Origin of the sequence: Pseudoalteromonas sp., from assembly GCF_036960685.1 — a bacterium.
In the GTDB taxonomy this organism is placed as follows: Bacteria; Pseudomonadota; Gammaproteobacteria; order Enterobacterales; family Alteromonadaceae; genus Pseudoalteromonas.
In genome coordinates this window covers 1-18800 of the sequence record NZ_JBALXK010000025.1, presented here as the reverse complement: position 1 = coordinate 18800, position 18800 = coordinate 1, and the positions used below count along the sequence as shown (strand labels likewise).

Here is an 18800-nt window from a genome sequence, read left to right as displayed (position 1 = left end):
CTGTAAATATAGCCAAAGAGCTTTTTTTGAAATGCACTTTCTTGTTATTGCACGGCTGCATATTCATCCTATTACATTCGTTTGTTAGGCAGATACTCTGCTTTGAATTATTCCTATTGATGCTAAATCTAATTAGCAGGATGAGATATACAGCGGGATTTTTAAGCGGTCAATTTTGCCTCGACCTAAAAAAGAGACGAAATTAACACCAAATAAACATAAAAGTCACATACGGCTTAACTTTGCACAGCTAAAATGCAAAATGTAGCAATTTGTAGCGTTATAACCAGTGACTCCAATAAATACGTCAAAGTTTTAAAAAAAATTATATAAGTGAAGTAAAAGAGGAGAAATTATAATGCAGTGAGCCGCAATCAAATTGTTGTAGAAAATTGACTATTACTACGAGGTTCTGAGGTGAACTGATAAAACTGAGCAATGCGACCCGCACGGGCCTCAACATCAGCAGAGCGTTGTGGAAAGTTTTCAATAGCGTCGTCATCTGTAGAATCGCTAGCTGCAAACTCATTATCAATTTTAAATGATGATTTATTTTCATCATCATCGGTGTCAACTTTATCTGTATTAGCAAGCTCAGCTTGCGCTGCGGCAAGCTTTTGAGTCGCATCAGCAGCAATAGAACGATCAGCACCAGAAGGCTCTGCAGGAGCAAGCGCAGCTGCGCGCACAGTTTGCATTTTTTCTATTGTTGCTTGCGGATCGCCCTCAATTTCCGCAACGTCAATTTGAACTTCACCACCAACGGCGTAATTGGTCCCATCAGGGCCGCGCTGATATTCATAGCTAGGGGAACCTGCATATTGCCCACCAACAGAAGCATGCGCTTGTTCATGGATACGCACTTCGGTATCACGCACTTTGAGCTCTTTTATTTGCTCAGCATCTTGTTGCTCTTGCTGTGCAGCTTGCTCTTTTTGCTGCGCTTCTTGTTTGGCTTCTTGCTGCTGTTCGCTTTGCTCTGGATTTTGCTGTGCATCACCTTGCTGACGCTCTTGAATTACTTTTTCATCGGCAAGTTTACCCTTGGCGTCGTATGTACCGGTATCATTAGTACCAGGTTGTTTAGCTTTTTCATTATCACCGAGGGTTTTGTTTTCAGCATTACTTGGCTTGGCTGCAGCAGGAGGTGGAATAACTTCGCGGAGCTGGTTGTCACGCCGAGCCGTTTCCGTATAAACATTGGCGGTGTTTATATTTACATTAGGAAATGGCGTGACAATATTCATGCTTAATTAAACTCGCACATCAATTAACGTACCCAGTACTTCATCTGCAGTTTGAATCGATTGCGTATTCGCTTTGGCATTAAATTCTTCAACTTTTAGATTTACCAAGGCTTCATCAATACGAGCAGGTTGCGATACAGGCGCGGTGACCGCTTCATCAGAACGTGCGGCCTGTAGCTGACGCTGCTGGGCAAGCTGTGCATCATCTTGTTGTTCAATGCTGGCGCGATTGATTTCTGCGCTGGCTTTTTCAATGCCCTGACTGGCACGATTAAAACCTTCAACACCATTATTAAAAACAGATCCGATTGGCATATTAGACTCCCACCAATGATATATTGGTTAATTATCGCTCATAAAACAGCCAAAATAAAGCTTTGCGCCTGAGTTTTTGGGACTCCTTTAGCGTTACTTTTTAAAGCATTGATTTGATGGCGGATAAAAACTCTTTTTTATGAGAAATAAACGGGGCATGAGATGCTTTATCTATCACTTCATACTCAAAGTCACTATTTAACGCCTGCATTTTAACGACTGCGCGATACGGCACTAGAGCATCTAAACGACCAAATACACCGCGAATTGGCACCGTACAATTTGCAAATGCATTGCGTAAATCATCATGCTGTAAAATGTCTAAGCCAACACTTAGGGCACTTTCTTGCGGTGCTGGATATTCATTTAATAATTTTTTCAGCTGCTTTATATCATCACGGGCGCTATCACTGCCCATCGCTTGTATCGCTAAAAATCTCTCTATGGTTTTCTCACGATGGGTTACTAGTTGATCTTTAAAAGCAGTGAGTACATTGTCTTTTATCCCAGGCCAATCATCGGTTTCAGCAAAAAATGGCGTTGAGGCAACTAATATTACTTTCGACACTTTTTCAGGCCAATGTTTAGCAATATAAACCGCAAATAAACCACCCAAAGACCACCCCATCAAAGTCGAGTTAGGTTGCAATTGTTCACTTAATTGTAGCGCGGCAGCATGCAAGCTATAAGGGTTAGGGTATCTTTCACTATTACCATAACCGGGTAAATCAAGGCAGCGTACAGTATCAGCATGAATAAATTCAAGCTCAGGTAAAATTAATTGCCACACTCCTTGATTCATTCCCCAACCATGTAATAACACTAGCTCATTTTGCATTTTCACCAACCCTGTTCCAAACTTAGCGCTCATAATAGCGCTTAAGGAAATGAATGCAATGGCTGCTTTTAAGCAATCTCTTCAACACCTCGGAGATTGGTTTTTCCCTTCTTTTTGCGTGCAATGCCAATGCGTTGTTAATAGTAATAATAGCTTGTGCGAACAGTGCTTAGCTGACTTGTCATTACTGGATTTACGTGAACATCCAAATCTATTGTATCGTCCAGATATAGTAGAGCTGTTTCCTGATTGCCAATTTGATCATCTATTTGCTTGCGCTTGGTATCGGCCTCCGTTTGATAGCTGGCTCAGCCAACTAAAATTTAGTAATCAAATTCATTATAAAAAAGCTTTATCACTAATAATTAGCCTGCAATTTACTATCAGTAAACACACCTGCGACTCATGGCCTGAGCTATTTATCATTTTACCTTTGCACCAACAGCGCTTTTTAAAACGAGGGTTTAATCAAGTATCGCAATGCTGGTTGCCTTGCTTAAAAGATGAGCAGGTTGATTTTCTGAGCTTACAGCGCAGTAAAAAAACACAAGCGCAATCATCACTTAGCAAAGCTAAACGGATTAAAAACTTACAGAATGCGTTTATATGTAATACCGATATGACAGGTAAAACAGTCGCCATTATTGATGATGTGATGACTACTGGTGCCACTTTAAATGCAGCCACAGCCGCACTTAAACAAGCAGGTGCTAAACAAGTCTGGGCGTTTGTGACTTGCTTAACACCATTGGGGGATTAATCCTTAAGCGGAGTAATTATTCTGCATTTGCGCTAAATGTATGACCGAAAAATAACGCATTGCTCAATAACCGACTCGTGCCGTACCAATACCCTCTAAATACAGGATTATCTGTCATGCCAATTACATTTCCTCGCCCATACGAATGTGCCACTAACCCCGCCGCCCCAGCAACTTGTTCAATATTTACGTCATCGGTAAAACCAGCTAGTAATGGCTTATGCGTGTACTGTAATACGTTGACAAATGGTGCTGGTGACATTTCAAGTAACCAAGTACTATTTTTAAATACTGGCAAAGTATTACGCTGTAATGAAAAAGTAAGCGGGTGCGTTAAATCTACTTTAGTATTGAAAATCGCCCCAGCTATCCGTTGGCGCCCTGCGAGATGATCTTTATCACCATAATGTAAGCCATCTGTTTTGAAGGCACTGGCAACATCTCGGCGTGATAAATAAGTGGTTTTTAGTAGTTGTTGATCGACTAAGAACTTTGCTCCGCCTTTATGTCCCCATATTACACCGCCTTTACGCACCCAGCTTTTAATTGCTACTTTGTCTGCATCCGAAAGCTGATTGTAATTACCATGCGCCAACACAATATGGCTGTAATTGCTAAGCTCTAAATTACCAAAACGTTCCATTTCCACAATCGTTGGTGATACACCTACAAAACGGTCTAAGTAATACCACACTTCACCAACTTCATATTGACTAGTCCCTTGACCTCCCACCAGTAACACTTTAGGTGCTTTGACTACCGCAAGTGTTCGAGAACCTAGATCTGCACCTTGCGAGGTCAAGCCAGAAGTAATTGGCGTGATAGCAATACCAAACTCATTTTGCGCATCATTTAATAATGTAACCCATTGTGGGTTAGTTTGAATTCCCGCAGGAACAATAATACTCCCTGCGGCAAACTCTTCAGTGCTCGTCAGTGATTTAGCTGATAATGGACTTAAAGCGACACGCGCCTGCACGCCTTGTTGCAATAACTTATTAAGCATTTTTGGTGCTAGGTAATTATCCCACTTAAAGCCAAACGCATACTGTGCCTCCAATGCTGGAAATTGAGCTTGCTCAGGTTGTTGCCATGCATCTTTGCTAACGTCCAAGCCCCAGCCGCTTTTTATAGCTGCAAACTCTAAATTAAAAGCATGAGCTAAAGTCCAACCTGATACGTCATAAAAAGTATTATCAACAAAGCGCTTTTGCTCACTGAAAATCGCTTTTACTAAGCGAAATTGTGGCTGCGCAAGTGGTACAAAATAGCTAGTGACTGAAAAACTCTTCCCATCTGCTTTGACAGCTTTATTAAGTGGGTATGCCTGAATTTGATGCTGCTTTAATAGATCTAAAAAAAGCGTCATACGGGTAGTATCAGCACCACTTTGCACAACATACCCTTTATAGTCTTCATCATTAGCAAGCTCGATAGCATGATTATAAAAACTGGCTTGATAATCAAGTAACGCCTGACGGTTATCTATCGCAGCCTGAAATGTAGATAGGCTCGTAAGCAGCTGATTTTTAATTGTGAAAGGAAAAGTTAAAGTTCCGTTTTGTGTTTCCTGTACATGCCCCCGTGAACTGGCTTGTTCAAATAAAATGCCCACGCCACCGTTTACATCTGGGTAGGTAGAGCCTTTGCCATAGTAAAAGTCATCAAAGCTTTCTTCGGTAAAATACAAGGCATTATGTTCATCTAATGTTTTTGCATGGTAGTTACCTATCGCCTTTGTAAGGCTAACATTTTCATCAGGAGTGATTGGGTGCTTACGTGATGGAATACCTGGCTGAAAGAAAAAGGTGCTATTAGGGCCCATTTCATGAAAATCAGTAAGAATATTAGGCTTCCAATGATGAAATTTAGCAATTCGCGCTCGTGATTCTGGATGCTGTAATAATAACCAATCGCGATTTAAATCAAACCAGTAATGGTTAGTACGGCTACTTGGCCAGCTTTCAATATGCTCTCGCGTTTGTGGATCAGACGATAAGTTCATGCCCCGATTGCTATTAGCCCAATTAGCAAAACGCGCTAAGCCATCGGGGTTTAATGAAGGATCGAGCAAAATAACGGTATTATTTAATAGGGTATCTATTTCTTTACCTTGCGCCGCAGCTAAATAATACGCCACCAACAAGGCTGAATTACTACCTGATGATTCATTACCATGGACGCTATACCCCATCCATACTACCGCAGGTTGATCGGTCTCTTTGGCTTTTTCTGGATCAGCTAAACGCGCTAAATGCGCCTGACGTAGTTGCTCTACATTTGCTAACTTAGTAGCAGCAGTGATCGTAAGCATCACCAGTGGACGCTGCTCATGAGTGCGACCAATCACTTCAAAATTAATTCGATCACTCTTTTCTGCCAATATCTCCATATAGCGCACAAGTTGATCATGGCGGACATGCCACTGGCCAACTTCATAACCTAAAACCTGCTCTGGGGTAGGAATTGTTGGATCAAATTTCACATCATTATTGAAATAATAGGAAAGCGGTTGTGCTAAACAAGAAAAGCTCAGCAATAGTGTAAAGATTGTTATTATCAAACGCATATAAAACACTCAGTAAATGATCAATGTTTGCACGCTACCACTGCTTAAAATAGATGCCAAATTTTTACGCTCAACACTGGCGACAACGCGATGAGCGGAGTATGATAACCAGTATCCGAGTAATTTAGTCAAGTATAGTTGTTTTATGATTTCTATTTCCGAAACCGCACAATCGCATTTTGCAAAATTATTAGCTGACCAAGCTGAAAAAACAAATATTCGTGTATTTGTTGTTAACCCTGGCACATCACAAGCGGAATGTGGTGTTTCTTATTGCCCAGAAGATGCAGTGGAAGCCACTGATATTCGCCTTCCTTTTAACGGTTTTGATGCTGTTGTTGACGCTGAAAGCGCGCCATTTTTGGCCGAAGCTGAAATTGATTTCGTTACCGATAAAATGGGCACGCAATTAACACTTAAAGCACCTAACGCAAAAGCCCGTAAAATCGGTGATGATGCAAGCCTTAACGAACGTATTCAGCACATGCTAGAAACAGAAGTTAACCCTCAGCTTGCCAATCACGGTGGCCAAGTAAGCCTTGTAGAAGTAACAGCTGAAGGTATTGCGGTACTACAATTTGGCGGTGGCTGTAATGGTTGTTCAATGATCGACGTTACGCTAAAAGAAGGCATTGAAAAAGAAATGATTGCTAAGTTTGATGAGATCACCGGTGTTGCTGATATCACAGACCACAAAGCTGGCGATCATTCTTACTATTAATCGCCCATCATAATGTTAAAGCAGCTGATTTATCGCTTAGGCTCTGAACCTAAGCTCAGCTTAAAACGCTTTTTACGCGGCCTAGCACTGTTTGTGCTGGCCGTGGTATTTATTGCCCTCGGCTATTATAGCCACTACAGTTTACAAATCATCGGCTTAGCAATTTTAGCAATCGCACTGTTCTTCGCTGCCTGGGGTTACCTTGGTATTTTTGCTAATCGATTCTCACAGGTATTAGATAGACAAGGTTCCCGTACAGAAGACGATCCTGATCTTTGGAAGTAGGTTCTAGGTTCTAGGTTCTAGGTTCTAGGTTCTAGGTTCTAGGTTCTAGGTTCTATCAAAATGCTGACATAAAAGGGTTGCGAGAGCCAGAGTTTATCAAGAGTGAGCGCCTCACGCAGTGATGACGACCTTCGGGTTATGAGCAGCATCAACAAGATATTCACTGAATTTCAGACATAAAAAAACACGCTTTAGGCGTGTCTGTTTAATATTCTACATTGTAATTTCAGTTGGTTGCGGGAGCCGGATTTGGATAGATGACCTTTGCTGGCTAATGGAGAGCTGAGACCGACGAGCTATCCATTTCACTGAATTTCAGGCATAAAAAAACACGCTTTAGGCGTGTCGATTTAATAGAACTTGTTATTTCAGTTGGTTGCGGGAGCCGGATTTGGATAGATGACCTTTGCTGGCTAATGGAGAGCTGAGACCGACGAGCTATCCATTTCACTGAATTTCAGGCATAAAAAAACACGCTTTAGGCGTGTCTGTTTAATATTCTACATTGTAATTTCAGTTGGTTGCGGGAGCCGGATTTGAACCGACGACCTTCGGGTTATGAGCCCGACGAGCTACCAGGCTGCTCCATCCCGCGCCTGAAATTGCAGATTTATTTATAGTTGCTATACATTACAACTTGGCTTTCAATTCCCTAAAGAATTGGTTGCGGGAGCTGTGAAAGGTGAAGAGTGAACCGACGACCTTTATAAACTACCTACAGTAACCTCAAACCCCTTAAGGAAATTGGTTGCGGGAGCCGGATTTGAACCGACGACCTTCGGGTTATGAGCCCGACGAGCTACCAGGCTGCTCCATCCCGCGCCTGTATATTTTAAGTCTATCGACTAGTGATTTTTAACTCTCACCAAGAGTTTACAGTAACCGCTTCTTTAAAAGTATTGGTTGCGGGAGCTGTGAAAGGTGAAGAGTGAACCGACGACCTTTTAAAACTTCTAATGCACCAAATCATTTAAGGAAATTGGTTGCGGGAGCCGGATTTGAACCGACGACCTTCGGGTTATGAGCCCGACGAGCTACCAGGCTGCTCCATCCCGCGCCTGTAATTTCTTATTCAACAATTTCGCGTTTTTTGCGAGCCTGTTTCGAAGAGAGCGCTATAGTATAGGAATCAAATTATAATGCAACAGTTAAACTGCTTAAAGCTGTTCAACCGCACAAAAAGCAAGCAAACAGAGTAATTAAACGGCTCTTTGATGCGGATTTATCATTTTTTGCCATTCCCAATCAGGGTGGCCCATTACTATAAAATCAGGATTCTCTGTACTTTCACGTTGGTTGTAGGTTAGCGGGTTAAACTCAGCGTCAGTAATACAGCCACCTGCTTCTTCAACAATTATTTGCGATGCCCCCGTATCCCACTCGCCCGTTGGTCCAATCCGTAAAAAACAGTCTGCCTTACCTTCAGCAACAATACAGGCTTTTAAAGAACATGAACCCACTGCAACCGTTGCAAACTGCATATTCAAGTACTGACTTACCGCTTCAATTTTTTGACGACGACTTACTGCTAAAGTTAAGTTATCAGGTGTAGCAACATTAATTTGTTGATCGTCACCATCAATACGCTTAAATGCACCATTTTGATAACTGGCAAAATAAGTGGTTTCTTTCGCAGGCCAATAGATCACCCCAAGTACCGGGCGATTATTTTCAATCAGAGCGATATTCACTGCGAAGTCGCCGCTTTCTAAAATAAACTCACCAGTACCATCCATTGGATCGAGTAACCAGTAACGCTGCCAATCTTTTCGATCAGCCAAAGCTGGGATCGGCGTCTCTTCTGACATGATAGGAATATCAGGTGCCAGTGCTTTTAATCCAGCAACCAGCACATCATTAGCGGCTAAATCAGCTTTAGTGACTGGTGTATGATCTGACTTTTCTTGCTGACCAATATCGTCTTTTTTATAAATCGCCATAATAGCGGCGCCGGCATTTTGTGCAAGTTCAATACACGGCTCAAGTAATTCAATCATTCGCAGCTCCTACTTCTAAATACTTAGTTAATAATAGCAAAGCTGCAACGCTTCGTGCTTCTGTAAAATCAGATTGTTGTAATAATGACTGCCAATCTGTTAATGGCCACTTAACAACCACTAAAGGCTCTGGCTCATCGCCAACGAGTGTTTGTGGGTAAAGTTGTTGAGCAAACAGTATGTGCATGGTGGCATTAAAATAACTTGGCGCCATAGACACTGTTTTTAGTGGCTGTAATTGCTCTGCGCCAAAGCCTACCTCTTCTTTTAACTCTCGGTTAGCTGCTTGCTCTGGAGTTTCGCCTGGGTCAATCAACCCTTTTGGAAAACCTAGTTGATAGTCATTAGTGCCCGCACAGTATTCGCGTACCAACAGTAGCTCATTATCAGCCGTTAGTGGCACAATCATTACAGCGCCTCGGCCACCGCCGCGGATCCGCTCATATTGACGCTGTTCGTCATTTGAAAATTTTAATTCAAGTGATTCCACCGTAAATAATCTGCTTTTAGCAACGACTTCGCTACTAAGGATTTGTGGTGGTGTTGGGTGCTTTTTCTGTGTCATTGGCATTAATTTGCTATCATGGCAGTTAGTTCAATAATAAACCCTATGAGATGAAATTCCTATGCTAAATTGGTCGAAAATCGATACAGTGCTATTAGATATGGATGGTACTTTGCTCGATCTCCACTTTGATACTCACTTTTGGCTTACCGTGATCCCTGAACAACACGCCATTGTACAAAACATTAGCTTAGCGCAAGCTAAAGCAGATATTCTCAAACGTTATCAAGCGGTCAGCGGGCAAATTCAATGGTATTGTTTAGAGTACTGGGAGCAACAACTTAACCTGCCAATTATGGAGCTCAAGCGTCAACACCAACATTTGATCAAAGTACGTGAAGATGTACCTGAGTTTTTAACTGCACTACGCAAAGCAGGCAAAGAGTTAATATTGCTGACCAATGCACACCCAGAAAGTGTCATGCTCAAGTTTGCACAAACCGACATCGATAACTATCTCGATGGCGTGATCTCAACGCATCAATATGGTGTAAGTAAAGAACACCAATCATTATGGCAACAAGTACAAGCTGAGTTAGGGTTTAAGAAACAACGAACGTTATTTGTTGATGATAGTTTAGCCGTGCTAAATGCAGCTAAAGAGTATGGGATAGGTCATTTATTGGCGGTTGCTAACCCTGATAGCAAACAACCGCACAATGAGCTTAGTGACTACTTAAACGTGACTGACTTTCGGACTCTACTTCCTTAGTTTTTCGGGTAACGAGCCTCTAAGCCTTGGTAAACAAGCTTTGCGAAATCGGCATGCTCAGTATCAAGGCTTTTAACAACTTCAACTAAATGCTCGTTGTCTTCTTGGCCATTCCACACTTTAATATAGCTACCATCTTTATAACCGTGATCTTGGCGGAAAAAGTTAAGTGTGTTCTTACCAACATAGCCACGATATAAATCATCGATATCCATGCCTATTTGTGCCATACAACCTGCAAAAGCAGCCGCATTAAAGGTTTTATCAGCAACAGCTGATGCAGCTAGCGTTTCTAAAGTTTGTTTAAAATCATCGGCTTGTTGCGGTGCACTTAATTGTTGCTCAAGCTGCTTAGCCAACTCCAAATAGCTCGTTTCACCATCAATACGCAGTGATAAGCCAAAATGAAAAATATCAACAAGTTCTAAAATAACTTGTTCAGTATCCGGTGTTTGTTTTTTCCACCATTTCCAACCGTAATGATCAAGCATTTCTGCACATTCAACCCAAATAGCACGATACCATTCAAAGCCTTGGCTAAACCATTGCTCATGAACTTTGGTGTTCATCGCATTTTGCATTTCTAGCATCACCACTAGTTTATTTAAATTGGCAGACATATCTCTTCCAGTTACTATTTTCAAATTACGGTCAATAATACAGATATCTCAGATCTATTGAAATTATTTCTGTTGTTAGCCTGTCTAGTTTCAATATCTAAATCAATTAAAAAGAGAGCTACATGCTAAAATCAATTTTACTTACTTGTTCTATACTCATAAGTACTGGTGTATCTGCAGCCACAGCGACCAACATTGCGAATCAAGCTGAAAAAGTTAGTCCGCTGATGCCCGGCTTAACAATTCCAGCAATCACACTGAAAGATAAAACCGGTAAAAATGTTGTTTTAGCTGAACGTTTTGCTGAAAAAACCACGGTGCTTATCGTATACCGTGGCGGTTGGTGCCCATATTGCTCGAAGCAATTAGCGAATGTGCAAAAAATTGAAGCTGAGCTAGCTGATTTAGGTGCGCAAATTATCGCAGTATCTCCTGACAGCCCTGCGAAGTTAGCTGAAACTAAAATTGATTCGCCTAACTATCAGCTACTATCGGACGATAGCTTAGTCTTAAGTCAGGCACTAGGTTTAGCTTTTTATCTGGATGATAAAACAGCGACCATTTACCGTAATAAGTTGGGGGTGAACTTTGTTTCTCTTGAAGGTAAAGCAAAGGTAGCCTTACCTGTGCCGGCAGTGTTTGTAATTGACCAAAAAGGCTTAGTGCATTTTCAATACGCGAATCCTAATTACAAAGTTCGCCTAACTGAAAACTTACTATTAGCGGCAGTAAAATCAGTTGCGGAGCAATAACATAACACTAGTAGAGAGCTGCGGCTCTCTACTTACCTTCCGGTGATAAATTCTTGCCACGAATTAATCAGGTCTACAAAATCTTCAAAACCACAGCCGCTACTTAAACCGTTTTCTTCAAGCATCAGTTCATCGTCTTGATAAGCAAATAAGTCTTCAGAGTCTTGATGCAAGGCATGGGCTTCAAAAATGGCTTCATCTTTATTTAAAATCAAATCAATTTCTTGACCTTGCAGTGTCAGCGGTTCGAAACTTCTGGCAACTGAGGCGATTAAAGCCTGCACCATGGCGATTTTATCTTTACCGATTTCTTCATTAAGCCAACGGCCAATAACAGCATGTTCACTGCTAATTTTGATACGTAAGCCACTGATTGGATCACGTATAAACTGGTATTCCATAAGGTTCCCTAAATACAACTAATGATCGGGATTATACCCTAGTCAGCTATGAATAAATAAAGCCAGATACAAAAATAGCGCTAAAAAGCGCTATTATTTTAAGTAACACAGCTACCGATAACTTCTGAACCGAGCCGCATCAATGATTGCCCAAATATAAACAATAGGGAGCAAAATAAAACCGACTACGACATAGATAAGTGCTCCACTAATAACCCACGCCAAGAAAAAGAAAATTGCCGCCAGTATACGACCTTGCACTAATTGCCCAAGACCTGGAAAAAATATATTACAAATCGCCGCAATTACATTACCGCCTGAACCTTGCTCTGCCATGTTAACCTCAATTATTAATTTAATCTTATTGTTATGTACTTACATTCTTTATGCCAATTATTTAATCATTACAAATCAATAGATTAAAATTAAATATTTTCCCAAACACTGGGCAACGTAGTGATTTTTACTAAATATAAGTCAAATTGGCGATGTCATTTAATACTGTTGTTCTAGCTTAGCTAAAAAATTGCTATAAATGAATCATTAACTTTTTAAAGGCTAAAGAGGATCCGTTAAATTAACTGGTTATAAAAACAGTATTTTATTTAGCCTAACAAAAACACCTGTTATACTGCTTTTAATATTGATTGAAAAGGCGTGATGATGGACGTTTCAGAATTACTCGATGGTTTAAATGATAAGCAACGGGATGCAGTTGCAGCCCCACTTCAAAATATGCTGGTGCTGGCTGGCGCAGGCTCAGGAAAAACTCGAGTTCTCGTTCATCGTATCGCTTGGCTGATGCAAGTAGAGCAAGCTTCTGCTTACAGTATTTTTGCGGTAACTTTTACCAATAAAGCAGCCAAAGAAATGCGCACGCGTGTAGAGCAAGCCCTTCAAGCGCCCGTTGGTGGTATGTGGATCGGTACTTTCCATGGTTTATCGCACCGAATTTTACGCGCCCATCACCGTGAAGCAAATTTACCAGAAGCGTTTCAGATTTTAGATTCAGACGATCAACTACGAATGATCAAACGCTTACTAAAGGCGATGAATATTGATGATAAAAAATGGCCTGCAAAACAATTTGGTTGGTATATAAGTGCCAAAAAAGATGAAGGTCTGCGCCCAAAAGATATTCAAGCCTATGATATCAATGAGCAAATGATGCTTAAAGTCTATACCGCTTACCAAGAAGCGTGCGACCGTGCAGGATTAGTTGATTTCGCCGAAATATTACTGCGTAGTTTTGAGGTTTTGAAAAATAACCCTACGTTATTACGTCATTATCAGCAACGCTTTGCTCACATGCTAGTAGACGAGTTTCAAGATACCAACACTATTCAATATGCATGGCTTAAGTTACTCGCTGGCGACACTAATAGCATTATGATTGTTGGTGATGATGACCAGAGTATTTACGGCTGGCGCGGTGCAAAAATTGAAAACATCAAACGCTTTTTAACCGACTTTGAGGCCGAAACAATCCGCCTTGAACAAAATTACCGTTCAACGGCGACCATTCTAAAAGCATCCAATGCGCTTATTCAAAATAACTCAGATCGTATGGGAAAAAGCCTCTGGACTGATGGCAATGACGGCGAACCTATTTCTGTTTATGCCGCCTTTAATGAACTCGATGAAGCCCGCTTTGTAAGTAGCAAACTGCGCAGTTGGCTCAATGCCGGTAACGCACTACAAGATGCGGCAATTTTATATCGTAGTAATGCGCAATCGCGGGTGCTTGAGGAAGCCATGCTACAAGAAGGCTTAAAATACCGTATCTATGGTGGTATGCGCTTCTTCGAACGACAAGAAATTAAAGATGCGCTGGCGTATCTACGCCTGGTAGGTAATCGTCAAGACGATGCCGCCTTTGAGCGTGTTATTAATACCCCTGCACGCGGTATTGGCGATAAAACCTTAAGCCATATTCGTGACTGTGCACGAGCTGAATCGCTGCCACTTTGGTATGCGGCAAAAGCTATTGTTGAGCAACAACACTTATCAGGACGCGCTGCAAGCGTGGTCACTAAGTTTGTTGAGTTGGTTGAACACATTGAAGAGAAAATTGGCGATCTCACGCTTGAAGAACAAGCCAAATACGCCATTCAAACATCAGGCTTAATGGCCATGTACCAAGCTGAAAAAGGCGAAAAAGGCCGTGCTCGGGTAGAAAACTTAGAAGAGTTAATTAGCGCTTGTGGTCAATACGAATTACCAGAAGATGAAGAGTTTAGTTCTCCGCTACAGGGCTTTTTGGCCTACACCTCACTTGAATCCGGTGATGGACAAGCAGAAGAACATGAAGATGCAGTGCAAATGATGACTTTGCACTCAGCGAAAGGGCTAGAGTTCCCACTGGTATTTATGGTCGGTGTGGAAGAAGGCATGTTCCCATCACAACAAAGTAACGAAGAATCGGGTCGCTTAGAAGAAGAACGTCGTCTTTGTTATGTGGGCATGACCCGTGCGATGGAAAAACTCTATATTAGTCACGCTGAGAGCCGTCGCCTCTACGGACAAGAAAAATACCACAGCCCGTCACGTTTTTTACGTGAAATGCCAGAAGATTGCATTGAAGAAATACGCATCAAAACTCAAGTATCGCGCCCGCCAGCAGCTGGGCGGTTTAGTTCATCAGTGAGCCATGCAGCATTTGAAGAAAGCGGCTTTAACTTAGGCCAGCATGTATTACATGCTAAATTTGGTATGGGGACCGTTATTAATTACGAAGGCAGTGGTGCACAATCACGTGTGCAAGTTAACTTTGATGACTTTGGTAGTAAGTGGTTAGTAACTGTTTATGCACGACTACAAGCTATTTAACCCGCAACTAGCAACATTTCTCACGCAGCTTGCCTATGCAAAACATAGGCAACTGCTATTAGTTTCTGGCGAGCAAAATTGGTGTTATCAGCAAGCCAATGAGTTATTCCAACAACTGAACCATCCCATTTGTAAAGTATTATCAACCAGTCGTGAGCTCATAAATAATAGCTGGCCTGAACATATTCATCAGATCCTCGGACAAGAATTTCAACATGTTATTTATGATGGCTTTAGTGGCTTAAGCCCAGATAAACTCGCCGCACTTAGTGGCACAGTGCAAGCAGGCGGGTTGTTTATCTTATTGTTACCAAAGTTGGCTGATTTACAGCATTGGTGCGATCCAGCCCTCGAGACTTTTCAATCATTTGCGCAACAAAGCCAGCACAGTTACTTTAATCAACGTTTAGCGGGTTTGCTCATCGATAACTCACTACTGCATTTTAGCCAAACTGAAGGTTGGCAACCACTTCCTAAAATAAGCGCTGAAGCTGGTGTACTATCACTGACAGAGCAACAGTATTGTGTTGAGCAAATAATTAAAACGGCAACGGGAAGAGCAAACCGACCGTTATTGATCAGTGCTGATCGTGGCCGCGGAAAATCTGCAGCACTTGGCATTGCAGCTGCAAAGCTTAGCGATAAAAGCATTATTATCTGCTCACAACAATTTTCAGCTCTGCATAGCTGCTTTAAACATTTTGCTGCTGAGCGAGGCTGCCATTATCAAGCACAGCAAAAACAACTCGCTAACCTACGCTACATTGCACCAGATCAACTATTAAGTGAGCAGCCTCAATGCGATGTGCTGCTAGTTGACGAAGCCGCAGCAATTCCAGTACCTATGCTTATCAAAATGCTTGCTCATTATCCGCGCATTGTATTTGCCAGTACTATGATTGGTTATGAAGGTAATGGCCGCGGTTATACTTTACGCTTTAAACGCTATTTAGAACAACACTTTAAAAATATGCGTAGTGTTAATTTAGAGCTACCCATTCGCTTTGCACCAGCGGACCCTCTTGAACAACATATTTGTAAACTTTTAGCCCTAGATGCAGACTATACAAGCAGCGAGTTTACTAATACGGCACTTAAGTTTAGCGAGCTGCATGCAACGGATCTGGTCAACGATGAAGCGCTACTTCGCCAAGTAATGGGCTTGTTGTCGTTAGCGCACTATCAAACTAGCGTAAATGATTTACGCCACCTCCTGGATGCCACAGCACAGCGTATATTTATCTGCCAACAGCACAATACAATTCTTGGAGTCTGTTTAATTGCGATTGAAGGCGGTTTAAATGCCACGATAAGTGAACAAATTACCAGTGGCCAACGCCGCCCACAAGGGCATTTAATGGCGCAAACCTTAGCACAGCTAGCCGTTGAGCCAAATATACTCACTTTAAACTGTGCTCGCGTTGTACGCATTGCTGTTGCACCATCACATCATAACAATAAAATTGGCTCAAAATTACTTGCGCATTGCGAGCAACAATTAACAACAAGCTGCCATTGGTTTGGTGCTAGTTTTGGCGCAAGTGCCAGCTTACTCAATTTTTGGCAAGCGGCGGGGTTTAATTTAGTCAAACTCGGATTCAAACAAGATAAAGCAACCGCAGAGCATGCGGCACTAGTACTAAAAAGCTTAAGTCGAGAGAATACCTTAAACGACCAACTAGAAAGCGAATTTCAGTCTGATTTTGCATTACAACTACTCGATCATTTCAATCAGCTCGACCAGCAATTAGTCGAACAAGTACTAACAGCTTTTATGCCATGCCATGTTGATAGCCATTTAGATAAACGATTAAAGTCTTTACTAACAACAGACTATCAGTTGCATGCCATAAAGCCTTTGCTTTGGCGGACACTTTGGTGCACACCACGCAGCCTGTTAACCTGTGATGAAAATACCAAATGCCTTTTTATTAGGCTAATATTACAAAACTGGTCACCTCAAAAGGCACAAATAGCGCTACAGATCAGCGGTAAAAAATCACTCGATAAACAATTAAAACAGGCTGTAACTGATTGGTATGAGCAATATTTACTTAAGAAATTACCTTAACGTTGTTTTATTGTTGCTATTTTTTAACAGCAACTTTGTCTATGCCGAAGATAAAGCTGTAATAAAGCTTGGTATGTCTACCGCCTTAACAGGACCAGCCAAACAAATTGGTGAACAACTTTATCAAGGTAGTAATATCTATTTTAATAAGGTCAATAAAAGTGGAGGCATCAATGGAGCTCTAGTGCAGCTCATTGTTGCTAATGATGGGTACGAACCAAGACAAGCAGTACGTAATACTCGCCACTTTATTTATAAAGACAAAGTCGATGCTCTATTTGGAGCCATGGGCACGCCAACAAGCTTCGCTGTTTCTGCTCTGCTTGAAAAGTTACAAACTCCCTATCTGATGCCTTACAGTGGCGCCGAGTTTTTGCATTATCAGCCAAAAATGAATGTGTTTAACCTGCGTGCTAGTTATGAAGACGAAGCTGACGAACAAATAAAATACCTAGTCAAAGAAAAGAATCACAGCCGTATTGGGTTGTTAATTCAAGCTGATGAGTTTGGCTTCGTCGTTGAGTCAGGGCTAAGAAAGTCACTCGCTAAATTTAGCCTAAAACCAGTCAAAGTAGCACGCTATCAGCGTAACAGTCTTGATATTGCAAACGCCCTAAAAACACTAAAAGCCAGTGGTGTAACAGCCATTAGTTTGGTGGGTACTTATAAGCCATTATCGGAGTTTATAAATAATGCCTATGAGCAACAATTTAGCCCTGAATATACCAGCGTCTCTTTTGCTTCAAGCTCAGATCTATTTGCTCGACTTAAATATCCCAGTGAAGTGATGGTAACTGAAGTCGTGCCAAACCCAAATACATGTATAGTTTACTGGTGTCTAGAGTTCTTAAAGGATATGGCTCTGGCCAATATTAACAAACCAAATCGCATACACTTTGAGGGCTATCTGAATGCAGTGGTATTTACTGCCGCAGCACAACGTTGTACACAGCCATTAAAGCATGAGTGCTTAATGCAACACTTAAATATAATTTTTAGTGAAGATCAAAAAATATATGCGTTATTCATTAATAAAACTGATAAAAACAAACATATCGTCTACCGCTCTATGCTGTAACAAAATAACTGCTTTTTCTAAATAATGTTCTATCCTTAATCTATCAATCTAGGAGATGAGGGCTGTATGGATTTAATTAATTTTAGGGTAGGCCAGAAGACGATTTCATTAAAAATTCTCGACATACTTTTAACTGAACGCTTCGAAGATAATTTAACCTCATTACCAAACGACAATAAGAGCTTTATTGGTGTTAAAGATTATATGGAAACCCCAACCCCGATATTTGATTTAGGCATTATCCTGAATAAACAATCAACACAAGAAACCAATCAATCATTAGTCGAATTATTTAGCGAGTGGCAACAAAAGCAACAAGAATGGTTTACTGCACTAGAGAATAGTATCAAACATAATCAGCCGTTTAATCATAATACCGACGTTCAGCAGTCAAATTTTGCAAAATGGTACAGTCATTTCAAAACTGAAAATGAAGATCTCAAAGCAATTATAGAACGCTTTAAAACCCCTCATAGTCGGCTATATACAAAAGCGAATAAATTAATCGAGTTGGTAAAACAAAACAACGAAAAACAAGCGCTAGTTGAACTGAGCATAGAGCGTAACAGCAACTACATGCAACTCATCAGATTGTTTGAATCTGCCAAAGAACAGATCTTGCTCGATCATAAACCCATTATCATCTTCACCACAAAAGATGGCAGAACCCCTCACATAGGTTTACTCGTTGATAAAGTCGAAGATAATATCAGCTACAAAAAAGAAAATATCAAACCGTTAGATAAGCTCACAGATGTAGGTTTTGATATTGATCCGCAAACTAAGAATATGATGCGTGGCCTTATTAAGCTGGAAAATAAACACAGCGTACTCATAGACCCGAGTGCTATTTTCAGACCACAGCACTTAAAACACCAACAGGCAGAAGAAACACAAGAGTATGGATTATTTTAATGAGATAAAACGTAAAAAAGCCCGGCTCTTTCGAGTCGGGCTTTCTTGTATTTGGAGCCTGGCGATGACCTACTTTCACATAACAAATGCTACACTATCATCGGCGCTGTTTCGTTTCACTACTG

18 protein-coding genes and 3 tRNA genes are annotated in these 18800 nt (G+C 41.2%); 9 read left to right on the top strand and 12 right to left on the bottom strand.

The annotated features are described in order from the left end of the window. Positions 1 to 374 precede the first annotated feature (374 nt). The 3 genes from V7783_RS17405 to bioH form a co-directional block, all read right to left on the bottom strand. Positions 375 to 1247, bottom strand: coding sequence for a putative metalloprotease CJM1_0395 family protein (locus V7783_RS17405; protein WP_335679795.1), 873 nt, complete (start codon positions 1245 to 1247; stop codon positions 375 to 377). 6 nt (positions 1248 to 1253) lie between these two features. Beyond that, positions 1254 to 1562 carry a hypothetical protein gene (locus V7783_RS17400; RefSeq protein WP_335679794.1) on the bottom strand — a complete coding sequence of 103 codons (309 nt, stop codon included), beginning with the start codon at positions 1560 to 1562 and terminating at the stop codon, positions 1254 to 1256. A gap of 100 nt (positions 1563 to 1662) precedes the next feature. Next, the gene (gene bioH / locus V7783_RS17395) at positions 1663 to 2400 is read right to left on the bottom strand and encodes a pimeloyl-ACP methyl ester esterase BioH (protein ID WP_335679835.1); all 738 of its coding nucleotides are present in this window, start codon (positions 2398 to 2400) and stop codon (positions 1663 to 1665) included. Between the two features lie 58 nt (positions 2401 to 2458). On the opposite strand from bioH, the gene V7783_RS17390 reads away from it, so the two are divergent. Next, a complete protein-coding gene (locus V7783_RS17390) occupies positions 2459 to 3160 on the top strand; it encodes a ComF family protein (RefSeq protein ID WP_335679793.1) in 702 nt (233 codons plus the stop codon). A 16-nt stretch (positions 3161 to 3176) separates the two neighbouring features. Here V7783_RS17390 and V7783_RS17385 read toward each other — a convergent pair whose 3' ends face one another. Continuing rightward, positions 3177 to 5729, bottom strand: a complete 2553-nt coding sequence (locus V7783_RS17385; RefSeq protein WP_335679792.1) for a M14 metallopeptidase family protein — start codon at positions 5727 to 5729, stop codon at positions 3177 to 3179. Positions 5730 to 5874: 145 nt separating this feature from the next. Here V7783_RS17385 and nfuA point away from each other — a divergent pair, with 145 nt between their 5' ends. After that, the gene (nfuA, locus tag V7783_RS17380) at positions 5875 to 6450 is read left to right on the top strand and encodes a Fe-S biogenesis protein NfuA (protein ID WP_335679791.1); all 576 of its coding nucleotides are present in this window, start codon (positions 5875 to 5877) and stop codon (positions 6448 to 6450) included. 12 nt (positions 6451 to 6462) lie between these two features. Beyond that, a complete protein-coding gene (locus V7783_RS17375; RefSeq protein ID WP_335679790.1) occupies positions 6463 to 6735 on the top strand; it encodes a hypothetical protein in 273 nt (90 codons plus the stop codon). 518 nt (positions 6736 to 7253) lie between these two features. Here the strand turns inward: V7783_RS17375 and V7783_RS17370 are convergent. The 5 genes from V7783_RS17370 to nudE all read right to left on the bottom strand — a co-directional run bounded on the left by V7783_RS17370 (position 7254) and on the right by nudE (position 9297). Continuing rightward, positions 7254 to 7330, bottom strand: a tRNA-Met gene (locus tag V7783_RS17370). A 150-nt stretch (positions 7331 to 7480) separates the two neighbouring features. Further along, positions 7481 to 7557, bottom strand: a tRNA-Met gene (locus V7783_RS17365). 158 nt (positions 7558 to 7715) lie between these two features. Then, positions 7716 to 7792 (bottom strand) — tRNA-Met (locus V7783_RS17360). 142 nt (positions 7793 to 7934) lie between these two features. Beyond that, on the bottom strand, positions 7935 to 8732 hold the full coding sequence (cysQ, locus tag V7783_RS17355; RefSeq protein WP_335679789.1) for a 3'(2'),5'-bisphosphate nucleotidase CysQ: 798 nt from the start codon (positions 8730 to 8732) through the stop codon (positions 7935 to 7937). Further along, the gene (gene nudE, locus V7783_RS17350; protein WP_335679788.1) at positions 8725 to 9297 is read right to left on the bottom strand and encodes an ADP compounds hydrolase NudE; all 573 of its coding nucleotides are present in this window, start codon (positions 9295 to 9297) and stop codon (positions 8725 to 8727) included. The genes cysQ and nudE overlap by 8 nt, the downstream gene beginning before the upstream one ends. Positions 9298 to 9358: 61 nt before the next feature. Between nudE and yrfG the strand changes: the two genes are divergently transcribed. Continuing rightward, the gene (yrfG, locus tag V7783_RS17345; RefSeq protein ID WP_335679787.1) at positions 9359 to 10009 is read left to right on the top strand and encodes a GMP/IMP nucleotidase; all 651 of its coding nucleotides are present in this window, start codon (positions 9359 to 9361) and stop codon (positions 10007 to 10009) included. Here the strand turns inward: yrfG and V7783_RS17340 are convergent. Then, complete coding sequence (locus V7783_RS17340; RefSeq protein ID WP_335679786.1) at positions 10006 to 10629, bottom strand: dUTP diphosphatase; 624 nt, start codon at positions 10627 to 10629, stop codon at positions 10006 to 10008. The two genes, yrfG and V7783_RS17340, sit on opposite strands and share 4 nt — an antisense overlap. A 122-nt stretch (positions 10630 to 10751) precedes the next feature. Here V7783_RS17340 and V7783_RS17335 point away from each other — a divergent pair, with 122 nt between their 5' ends. Continuing rightward, positions 10752 to 11381: a peroxiredoxin-like family protein gene (locus V7783_RS17335; RefSeq protein ID WP_335679785.1), complete on the top strand. Its 630-nt coding sequence runs from the start codon at positions 10752 to 10754 to the stop codon at positions 11379 to 11381. Between the two features lie 32 nt (positions 11382 to 11413). Here the strand turns inward: V7783_RS17335 and V7783_RS17330 are convergent, their stop codons facing one another. Further along, on the bottom strand, positions 11414 to 11782 hold the full coding sequence (locus V7783_RS17330) for a YacL family protein (RefSeq protein ID WP_335679784.1): 369 nt from the start codon (positions 11780 to 11782) through the stop codon (positions 11414 to 11416). A 111-nt stretch (positions 11783 to 11893) separates the two neighbouring features. Next, the gene (locus tag V7783_RS17325) at positions 11894 to 12118 is read right to left on the bottom strand and encodes a hypothetical protein (protein WP_335679783.1); all 225 of its coding nucleotides are present in this window, start codon (positions 12116 to 12118) and stop codon (positions 11894 to 11896) included. A gap of 327 nt (positions 12119 to 12445) precedes the next feature. Between V7783_RS17325 and uvrD the strand changes: the two genes are divergently transcribed. The 4 genes from uvrD to V7783_RS17305 all read left to right on the top strand — a co-directional run bounded on the left by uvrD (position 12446) and on the right by V7783_RS17305 (position 18675). After that, positions 12446 to 14611 (top strand): DNA helicase II, encoded by a 2166-nt coding sequence (gene uvrD, locus V7783_RS17320; RefSeq protein WP_335679834.1) that lies wholly within the window; start codon positions 12446 to 12448, stop codon positions 14609 to 14611. Beyond that, entirely contained in the window at positions 14589 to 16682 is a 2094-nt protein-coding gene (locus V7783_RS17315; protein ID WP_335679782.1) for a GNAT family N-acetyltransferase, read from the top strand. Before uvrD ends, V7783_RS17315 begins: the two co-directional genes overlap by 23 nt. Continuing rightward, the gene (locus V7783_RS17310) at positions 16651 to 17760 is read left to right on the top strand and encodes an ABC transporter substrate-binding protein (protein WP_335679781.1); all 1110 of its coding nucleotides are present in this window, start codon (positions 16651 to 16653) and stop codon (positions 17758 to 17760) included. The genes V7783_RS17315 and V7783_RS17310 overlap by 32 nt, the downstream gene beginning before the upstream one ends. A gap of 66 nt (positions 17761 to 17826) precedes the next feature. Beyond that, the gene (locus V7783_RS17305) at positions 17827 to 18675 is read left to right on the top strand and encodes a chemotaxis protein (protein WP_335679780.1); all 849 of its coding nucleotides are present in this window, start codon (positions 17827 to 17829) and stop codon (positions 18673 to 18675) included. Positions 18676 to 18800 lie beyond the last annotated feature (125 nt).

Bases quoted from the DNA above. Each gene is read 5' to 3' on its own strand.
- V7783_RS17400 (WP_335679794.1), bottom strand. From the start codon at position 1,562: ATGCCAATCGGATCTGTTTTTAATAATGGTGTTGAAGGTTTTAATCGT.
- yrfG (WP_335679787.1), top strand. From the start codon at position 9,359: ATGCTAAATTGGTCGAAAATCGATACAGTGCTATTAGATATGGATGGT.
- uvrD (WP_335679834.1), top strand. From the start codon at position 12,446: ATGGACGTTTCAGAATTACTCGATGGTTTAAATGATAAGCAACGGGAT.
- cysQ (WP_335679789.1), bottom strand. From the start codon at position 8,732: ATGATTGAATTACTTGAGCCGTGTATTGAACTTGCACAAAATGCCGGC.
- bioH (WP_335679835.1), bottom strand. From the start codon at position 2,400: ATGCAAAATGAGCTAGTGTTATTACATGGTTGGGGAATGAATCAAGGA.
- V7783_RS17330 (WP_335679784.1), bottom strand. From the start codon at position 11,782: ATGGAATACCAGTTTATACGTGATCCAATCAGTGGCTTACGTATCAAA.
- V7783_RS17405 (WP_335679795.1), bottom strand. From the start codon at position 1,247: ATGAATATTGTCACGCCATTTCCTAATGTAAATATAAACACCGCCAAT.
- V7783_RS17390 (WP_335679793.1), top strand. From the start codon at position 2,459: ATGGCTGCTTTTAAGCAATCTCTTCAACACCTCGGAGATTGGTTTTTC.
- V7783_RS17305 (WP_335679780.1), top strand. From the start codon at position 17,827: ATGGATTTAATTAATTTTAGGGTAGGCCAGAAGACGATTTCATTAAAA.
- nfuA (WP_335679791.1), top strand. From the start codon at position 5,875: ATGATTTCTATTTCCGAAACCGCACAATCGCATTTTGCAAAATTATTA.
- V7783_RS17335 (WP_335679785.1), top strand. From the start codon at position 10,752: ATGCTAAAATCAATTTTACTTACTTGTTCTATACTCATAAGTACTGGT.
- V7783_RS17340 (WP_335679786.1), bottom strand. From the start codon at position 10,629: ATGTCTGCCAATTTAAATAAACTAGTGGTGATGCTAGAAATGCAAAAT.
- V7783_RS17325 (WP_335679783.1), bottom strand. From the start codon at position 12,118: ATGGCAGAGCAAGGTTCAGGCGGTAATGTAATTGCGGCGATTTGTAAT.
- V7783_RS17310 (WP_335679781.1), top strand. From the start codon at position 16,651: ATGAGCAATATTTACTTAAGAAATTACCTTAACGTTGTTTTATTGTTG.
- nudE (WP_335679788.1), bottom strand. From the start codon at position 9,297: ATGACACAGAAAAAGCACCCAACACCACCACAAATCCTTAGTAGCGAA.
- V7783_RS17385 (WP_335679792.1), bottom strand. From the start codon at position 5,729: ATGCGTTTGATAATAACAATCTTTACACTATTGCTGAGCTTTTCTTGT.
- V7783_RS17315 (WP_335679782.1), top strand. From the start codon at position 14,589: ATGCACGACTACAAGCTATTTAACCCGCAACTAGCAACATTTCTCACG.
- V7783_RS17375 (WP_335679790.1), top strand. From the start codon at position 6,463: ATGTTAAAGCAGCTGATTTATCGCTTAGGCTCTGAACCTAAGCTCAGC.